The organism is Variovorax sp. WDL1 (assembly GCF_001541225.1).
In the GTDB taxonomy this organism is placed as follows: Bacteria; Pseudomonadota; Gammaproteobacteria; order Burkholderiales; family Burkholderiaceae_C; genus Variovorax.
On sequence record NZ_LMTS01000236.1, the window covers coordinates 72,698 to 80,176 of the forward strand.

Below are 7,479 nucleotides of genomic sequence, written 5' to 3' on the forward strand. Positions count from 1 at the left end.
TGCCTGCCCTGCTGACTGCCGGCGAGCTCACCGCGCTGCAGCAGCGCGTGCTGCAGGTGCATGCGGCCGAGCCGCTGCTGAACTATGTGCAGGACCTGATCGCCGCGACCCGCTCTGGCCGCTGGTTCCTGCAGGGCCTGTCGCCGCGCGCCGGCATCGCGGTACTGCGCGCTGCCAAGGCCCAGGCGCTGCTGGACAACCGCGACTACGTGGCGCCCGACGACGTGCAGGCCGTGCTGCCGCAGACGATCGCACATCGGCTCACGCCCGTCGGCGACGCCGGGCGCGGCGCTACCGAGCAGGTGCGCGCGATGATCGCCGCCGTTCTCCTGCCGTGAACCCGGCTGCGCGCCTCTTCGGCCCGGTCCGTTCGCGCATCGACGGCTGGTTCCTGTCGCGCCGGCCGCCCTCCGACACGCTGGCGCTCAGCCAGCGCAATGTCTACATCGTCCCCACCGCCGCGGGCTGGATGCTGGCCGCGACGCTGCTGCTGCTGCTGATCGGCTCGATCAACTACCAGCTCAACCTGGGCTACCTGCTGACCTTCCTGCTGGCCGGCAGCGTGGCGGTCGGCATGCACGTGGGCCACGGCACGCTGCGCGGGCTGGAGCTGCGCCTGATGGCGCCCGATCCGCAGTTCGCAGGCGCCGCGGCCGTGCTGCGCGTGGTACTGCACAACGCGCGCCCCAGTACGCGCTACGGCATCGGGCTGGCCGTACGCCACAGCGGGCAATGGGCGTGGAGCGATGTGCCCGCGGAGGGCAGCTCCACCGTCGAGGTGGCATTCCAGCCCGATCGCCGCGGGCTTCATCCTGTCCCCACGCTCACCGCCGAAACCCGCTTCCCGCTCGGCACCTTCCGCGTCTGGACCGTGTGGCGGCCGGCTTCGCAGGTGCTGGTCTATCCCGCGCCCGAGCCGCACCCGCCGCCGCTGCCGCCGGGCGAACCGCTGGCCGGCCAGGCCGCCGCCTCCGCGCTGCGCGCCAGCGTGGCCGGCGAGTACGACGGCGTGCGCGCCTACCGGCGCGGCGATCCCCTGAAGCTCGTGGTCTGGAAGCGGGCGGCGCAGGCGCAGGCAACGGGGTCGGAAGACCTTGTGAGCCGCGATACGCAGCAGGCGCAGCGGCACGAACTCTGGCTGGATGCCCAGGCGACGGGGCTGGCGGATCTGGAAGGCCGCCTGTCGCGGCTCTGCGCATGGGTGCTGATGGCCGACCGGCTCGGCGCGGACTACGGCTTGCGCGTCGCCGGGCGGACGGTCGCGCCGTCGCAGGGCGAAGCGCACAGGCGACGCTGCCTCGAAACCCTGGCGCTCTGTTGAAGACATGAAGCTCGCAGCCAGGCTCCAGTCGCTCCCCCGCGAAGCCAGGGACACGCTCTTCCTGCTGGGCGTGATCGCCCTCATCCTCCTGCCCCAGCTGCGCAACATCCCCTGGTGGTGCAGCACCCTCGCCGCCGTGGTGCTGCTCTGGCGCGGCAGCCTGGCGGTGCAGGCCCGCCCGCTGCCCAGCAAGTGGTGGCGCGCCGGCCTGCTCGCGGTCACGCTGCTCGCCACCTATGCCACCTACCGCACCCTCCTGGGTCGCGACGCGGGTGTCACGCTCATCGTGATCCTGCTGGCGCTCAAGACCCTCGAGCTGCGGGCGCGCCGCGATGCGTTCGTGGTCTTCTTCCTGGGCTTCTTCACGATGCTCACGAACTTCTTCTACTCGCAGTCGCTGCTGACGGCCTTCGCCATGCTGCTGGCGCTGCTGGGCCTGCTGACCGCGCTGGTCAATGCCCACATGCCGGTCGGCCGGCCCCCGCTGATCCAGGCGGCGCGCACCGCCGGGTGGATGGCCTTGCTCGGCGCGCCGATCATGCTGGTGCTGTTCCTGCTCTTCCCGCGAATGGCGCCGCTGTGGGGCACGCCCAGCGATGCCATGGCGGGACGCAGCGGCCTGTCGAACACGATGCGCGTGGGCAGCATGGCGCGGCTCGCGCTCGACGACGGGATCGCCGCGCGCGTCAAGTTCGACGGCGACCGTGTACCGGCGCAGCGCGACCTGTACTTCCGTGGTCCGGTGCTGTCGCGCTTCGACGGCCGGGAATGGACGGCCTCGCCGCTGCTCACGCGCGGCACCCAGAACGTGCGCGTGCAGGGCCAGCCCATCGGCTACCAGGTCACGCTGGAGCCGAGCAACCGGCCCTGGCTGCTGACGCTCGATGCCACGCCGCAAAAGCCCGAGCTGCCCGGCTACGAGCTCTTCGGCACGGCCGACCTGCAGTGGCTGGCGAACCGGCCGATCAGCGACCTGGTGCGCTACCGCGCCGAGAGCTACACGCAGTTCCAGAGCGGCCCGCAGCGCCGCAGCCTCGCCCTGCGTCCCTACGTGGCGCTGCCTGCAGGCTCCAACCCGCGCACCGTCGCGCTGGCGGCGCAGATGAAGAGCGACCCCGCCCTGGCGGGCGCGAACACCAGCGCCTTCGTGCAGGCCGCCCTGCGGCGGCTGCGCACCGGCGGCTACAGCTACACGCTGGAGCCCGGCGTCTACGGCGACGAGACCGCGGACGAATTCTGGTTCGACAGGAAGGCCGGCTTCTGCGAGCACATCGCCTCGGCCTTCGTGGTGCTGATGCGCGCGCTCGACATCCCGGCACGCATCGTGACTGGCTACCAGGGCGGCGAGATCAACGGCGTCGACAACTACTGGACCCTGCGCCACAGCGACGCCCATGCCTGGGCCGAGGTGTGGGAGGAGAACACGGGCTGGGTGCGCGTCGACCCGACCGGCGCCATCTCGCCCGACCGCGTCGGCCAGTTCCAGCGCCTCGTCCCGCAGCCGGGCCTGTTCGCCGGCGCGGTGGGCGCCATGAGCCCGACCCTGGCCCAGAACCTCCGCGCAGCCTGGGAGGCGCTCAACAATGGCTGGAACCAGTGGGTGCTCAGCTACACCCAGAGCCGCCAGCTCGACCTGCTGAAACAACTGGGCTTCGACGCGCCGAGTCTGCAGGACCTCGCGACCGTGCTGCTGGCGCTGCTGGTCATGGCCAGCCTCGGTGGGGCCGGCTGGACCCTGTGGGAGCGCAGCCGCCACGACCCTTGGCTGAGGCTGCTGGGCCAGGCACGCACGCGCCTTGCGCAGGCCGGTATCGAACTGCCCGAAGGCACGCCGCCCCGCGAAATGGCGAAGCGGCTCGCCGAGCGCTTCGGCAACGGCTCGCAGGCCGCACAGGACTGGCTGTTGCGGCTCGAGGCGCAGCGCTATGCTGCCGCCGCACCCGGCCTCACGGTGCCCGCCCTGCGCGCCGAATTCCGGCATCTCGCCTGGCCGCGCTGAAACCACTTGTGTCGCGCGCGGGGGACCTTGTGCACGGGCTGCACAATCGGAACCCATGCGACGCCTTCTCCCGACCGCTTTCTCGCTGGCCCTCGTCCTGCTGGGCGCCGCCCCCCTCTCCCTTCCCGCCTCCGCCCAGAAAGTGGTGCGCGGCGAAACACCGTACGCCGCGCGCCCCGACGCGATGCAGTTTGCCGACGACGTGGCTGCGCGGCGCAACCTCGACCGCGCCTGGGTGCGCACCACCATCGGCAACGCACGCTTCCTGCCCAACGTGCCGCGCCTGATGGTGCCGGCGCCTCGCGGCACGGCGAAGAACTGGCGCGTCTACCGCAGCCGCTTCATCGACCCGGTACGCATCGCCGCCGGCGTGCGCTTCTGGCGTGCCAATGAAGCGACGCTGGCGCGGGCCGAGGCAGAGTACGGCGTTCCGGCCGAGATCATCGTAGGCATCGTCGGTGTCGAAACCATCTATGGCCGCAACATGGGCAACTTCCGCGTGATCGATGCGCTGGCCACGCTGGCCTTCGATTTCCCGCAGGCGCATCCGCGCGCGGCCGAGCGCCAGGCCTTCTTCCGCGGCGAGCTCGAGAGCTTCCTCAGCACCGAGAGCCGCACCGCCGAAGATCCGATGGTGCCCGTGGGCAGCTACGCCGGCGCGATGGGCATGCCCCAGTTCATGCCCAGCAGCATTGCCAAGTACGCGATCGACTTCGATGGCGACGGCCGCATCGACCTTGTCAACAACCCGGCCGATGTGATCGGCTCGGTGGCCAGCTACTTCAAGGCCTTCGGCTGGCAGCCCGGCATGCCGCCGATCTACCCGGTGAGCTTCGACCCGGCGCGGCTCAAGAAAGACGTGCTGCTGGCGCCGGACATCCTGCCCACCTTCAGCGCCGACGCCTTCGTCGCCGGCGGCGCGGTGCTCGAGGGCGAGGCGCTGCGGCACAAGGGCCTGCTTGCGCTGATCGAGCTGCAGAACGGCGACGATGCGCCCACCTACGTGGCAGGCACGAAGAACTTCTATGTCATCACGCGCTACAACTGGAGCAGCTACTACGCGATGTCGGTGATCGAGCTCGGGCGCGAGGTCCACGCCGCCATGGAGAACTGATGCAAGCCGATGCGCGCCGCGCCGCATGGGCCGACGCCTGGGACGCGCTCGGCGTGGAAGCGCCCGGGGCCGCGCTCCTCGATGCGCTGCTCGCACACTACGGCGAGCCGCATCGCGCCTACCACACGCTGCAGCACCTGGACGAATGCCTCGAGGGCCTCGCGCTCGAGCGCAGCCATGCGAAGCGTCCGGCCGAGATCGCGCTGGCGCTCTGGTTCCACGATGCGATCTACGACGTCCACCGCCACGACAACGAGGAGCGCAGCGCCGACTGGGCGCAGCAGGCGCTGCGTGATGCAGGCGCGGACGCGGATGCGGCGCAGCGTGTGCACGCCCTCGTGATCGCCACGCGCCACCAGGCGCAGCCCGAAGAAGCCGATGCACAGCTGCTGGTCGACCTGGATCTCTCGATCCTCGGCGCACTGGCACCGCGCTTCGCCGAGTACGAGCAGCAGATCCGCATCGAATACGCGCACGTGCCGCCCGAGGTCTTCGAGCCCCGGCGGCGCCAGATCCTCGGCAGCTTCCTGGCGCGAGACCCGCTCTATCTCACGCCGTCGATCCGCGCGCGGCTCGAAGTCCAGGCCCGCTTCAATTTGCGGCGCGCGATCGCCTGATCAGGTGCCGAAGCCTCCGCGCGCCACGACCTGGCCGGCGCGATCCACCACCACGGCCTCCCCCATGGCTATCGACTCGCCGGTGAAAGCCGTGATGTTCACCTGGTGCGTGACCCATACCTCGAAGGCGCCGGCCGGAATGCGCGCCAGGCCATCCAGAAGGAGCTTCCGGTTGTCGGGCGCGACCTGCGCATTGCGGAATGTCGAGTTGAGCGGCGCCCACGGCTCGTGCGCCCCGAAGGCCAGGTCGGCCGTGTCCTTGCAGCGGCACCACGCGCTGGTGCGCACCGAGCGCGGCCGAAGGCCGCGGCTGCGGAACCATTCACCGGCAGCGCGGGCCTGCGCCCGGCCTGCATCGCTCAGATTGCGCTGGGTGCCGCACTGATCCAGCTTGAAGCCGGCCGGATCGCCGACGCCCGGTGTGGTCTGCGCATGCCGCCACAGCAGTGCACAGCGACCGGCGCGCAGACGCTCGGCCATCGCATCTTCGCCCTGCTGCGCATGGGCGCTGCCGAGCAGGGCCGCAGGCAGCAGGATGAATTCGCGTCGTCCGAGCATGGCGCAAGGCTAGCAAAGCCGCCGACCCCAAAGCAAAAAGGGCTGCTGTGCCCGCGGCACCGCAGCCCTTGCAGGGACGCCCGGACGCTCAGCGTGCCTTGCCTTCCTTCCACGCCGTCAGCAGCTTGTCGTAGTCGATGGTCTCGCCCTTGGGCTTCTCGTTGGCCAGCTTCTTCCACGGCGCGTGCTGCTCGCTCAGCCACTTGTTGGGATCGCCCTTGGCGTTGAGCTTGGGCGCGCACTTGGCCATGCCGGCGCGCTGCAGGCGGGCCATCACGTTGTCCATCTCGTCGGCCAGGTTGTCCATCGCCTTCTGCGGGGTCTTCTCGCCCGTCACCGCCTCGGCCACGTTCTTCCACCACAGCTGCGCCAGCTTGGGATAGTCGGGCACGTTGGTGCCGGTGGGCGACCAGGCCACGCGCGCAGGGCTGCGGTAGAACTCGACCAGGCCGCCCAGCTTGGGCGCCATGTCGGTCATGGCCTTGGACTGGATGTCGGACTCGCGGATCGGCGTCAGGCCGACGATGGTCTTCTTCAGCGAGGTGGTCTTGGCGGTGATGAACTGCGCATAGAGCCACGCGGCCGCAGTGCGGTTCTCGTCGTGGGCGGCGAAGAAGGTCCACGAGCCCACGTCCTGGTAGCCGTTCTGCATGCCCTGCTTCCAGTACGGGCCGTTCGGGCCTGGCGCCATGCGCCACTTGGGCGTGCCGTCGGCGTTGACCACGGGCAGCCCCGGCTTGGTCATGTCGGCGGTGAAGGCGGTGTACCAGAAGATCTGCTGCGCGATCTGGCCTTGCGCCGGCACCGGGCCGGCCTCGCCGAAAGTCATGCCGGTGGCTTCGCGCGGCGCGTACTTCTTCATCCAGTCGACGTACTTGGTCAGCGCGTAGACCGCCGCCGGCGAATTGGTCGCGCCGCCGCGCGACACACTGGCGCCCACCGGCGTGCACTTGTCGTCGGCCACGCGGATGCCCCATTCATCGATCGGCAGCCCGTTGGGCGCGCCGACGTCGGCGGTGCCGGCCATCGACAGCCAGGCATCGGTGAAGCGCCAGCCCAGGGACGGGTCCTTCTTGCCGTAGTCCATGTGGCCGTAGATCGGCTTGCCGTCGATGGTCTTCACGTCGACGCTGAAGAACTCGGCGATGTCCTCGTAGGCGCTCCAGTTGAGCGGCACGCCCAGGTCGTAGCCGTACTTGGCCTTGAACTTTTCCTTCAGGTCCGGGCGCGCGAACAGGTCGGCGCGGAACCAGTACAGGTTGGCAAACTGCTGATCGGGCAGCTGGTAGAGCTTGCCGTCGGGCGCGGTGGTGAACTTGGTGCCGATGAAGTCCTTCAGGTCCAGCCCGGGATTGGTGTATTCCTTGCCCTTGCCGGCCATGTAGTCGGTCAGGTTCATGACCTTGCCGTAGCGGTAGTGCGTGCCGATCAGGTCGGAGTCGGAGATCCAGCCGTCGTAGATCGACTTGCCCGATTGCATCGACGTCTGCAGCTTCTCGACCACGTCGCCTTCCTGGATCAGGTCGTGCTTGACCTTGATGCCGGTGATCTCCTCGAAGGCCCTGGCCAGCGTCTTGGACTCGTACTCGTGCGTGGTGATCGTTTCCGACACCACCGAGATCTCGCGCACCCCCTTGGCCTGCAGCTTCTTCGCGGCGTCGATGAACCATTTCATCTCCGCGGTCTGCTGGTCCTTGCTCAGGGTCGACGGCTGGAATTCGCTGTCGATCCACTTCTTGGCCTCGGCTTCGCCGGCCGAGGCGCCCTGCATGGCGAGCGCTGCCGCTGCCAGTGCCAGCGCTGTGTGGCGAATCTTCATGAATGTCTCCTCTAGGGAGATGCTGATCAATGAACGACGCCGTAGGATCTG

Annotated in this window: 7 protein-coding genes; 5 read left to right on the plus strand and 2 right to left on the minus strand. The window is 69.5% G+C overall.

Features of this window, described 5'->3' with window-relative positions; translation table 11 throughout:
- From APY03_RS44720 to APY03_RS28980, 5 genes are all read left to right on the plus strand, one after another.
- On the plus strand, window positions 1-338 hold a 338-nt coding region (locus APY03_RS44720; protein WP_443082850.1), incomplete at its 5' end, for an AAA family ATPase.
- Window positions 335-1,321, plus strand: a complete 987-nt coding sequence (locus tag APY03_RS28965; RefSeq protein WP_068682415.1) for a DUF58 domain-containing protein — start codon at window positions 335-337, stop codon at window positions 1,319-1,321. The genes APY03_RS44720 and APY03_RS28965, both read left to right, overlap by 4 nt.
- A gap of 4 nt (window positions 1,322-1,325) precedes the next feature.
- Window positions 1,326-3,320 (plus strand): transglutaminase family protein, encoded by a 1,995-nt coding sequence (locus tag APY03_RS28970; RefSeq protein ID WP_068682417.1) that lies wholly within the window; start codon window positions 1,326-1,328, stop codon window positions 3,318-3,320.
- Window positions 3,321-3,375: 55 nt separating this feature from the next.
- Window positions 3,376-4,434: a lytic murein transglycosylase B gene (gene mltB, locus APY03_RS28975; RefSeq protein WP_068682419.1), complete on the plus strand. Its 1,059-nt coding sequence runs from the start codon at window positions 3,376-3,378 to the stop codon at window positions 4,432-4,434.
- Entirely contained in the window at window positions 4,434-5,051 is a 618-nt protein-coding gene (locus APY03_RS28980; RefSeq protein ID WP_068682420.1) for an HD domain-containing protein, read from the plus strand. The genes mltB and APY03_RS28980 overlap by 1 nt, the downstream gene beginning before the upstream one ends.
- Here APY03_RS28980 and APY03_RS28985 read toward each other — a convergent pair whose 3' ends face one another.
- Window positions 5,052-5,609: a histidine phosphatase family protein gene (locus APY03_RS28985; protein ID WP_068682422.1), complete on the minus strand. Its 558-nt coding sequence runs from the start codon at window positions 5,607-5,609 to the stop codon at window positions 5,052-5,054.
- A gap of 88 nt (window positions 5,610-5,697) precedes the next feature.
- Window positions 5,698-7,428, minus strand: a complete 1,731-nt coding sequence (locus APY03_RS28990; protein WP_068682424.1) for an ABC transporter substrate-binding protein — start codon at window positions 7,426-7,428, stop codon at window positions 5,698-5,700.
- Between the last annotated feature and the right edge of the window lie 51 nt (window positions 7,429-7,479).

Excerpts from the sequence above, each read along its gene's own strand:
- APY03_RS28990 (WP_068682424.1), bottom strand. The coding sequence starts at position 7,428 with ATGAAGATTCGCCACACAGCGCTGGCACTGGCAGCGGCAGCGCTCGCC.
- APY03_RS28985 (WP_068682422.1), bottom strand. The coding sequence starts at position 5,609 with ATGCTCGGACGACGCGAATTCATCCTGCTGCCTGCGGCCCTGCTCGGC.
- APY03_RS28980 (WP_068682420.1), top strand. The coding sequence starts at position 4,434 with ATGCAAGCCGATGCGCGCCGCGCCGCATGGGCCGACGCCTGGGACGCG.
- APY03_RS28970 (WP_068682417.1), top strand. The coding sequence starts at position 1,326 with ATGAAGCTCGCAGCCAGGCTCCAGTCGCTCCCCCGCGAAGCCAGGGAC.
- mltB (WP_068682419.1), top strand. The coding sequence starts at position 3,376 with ATGCGACGCCTTCTCCCGACCGCTTTCTCGCTGGCCCTCGTCCTGCTG.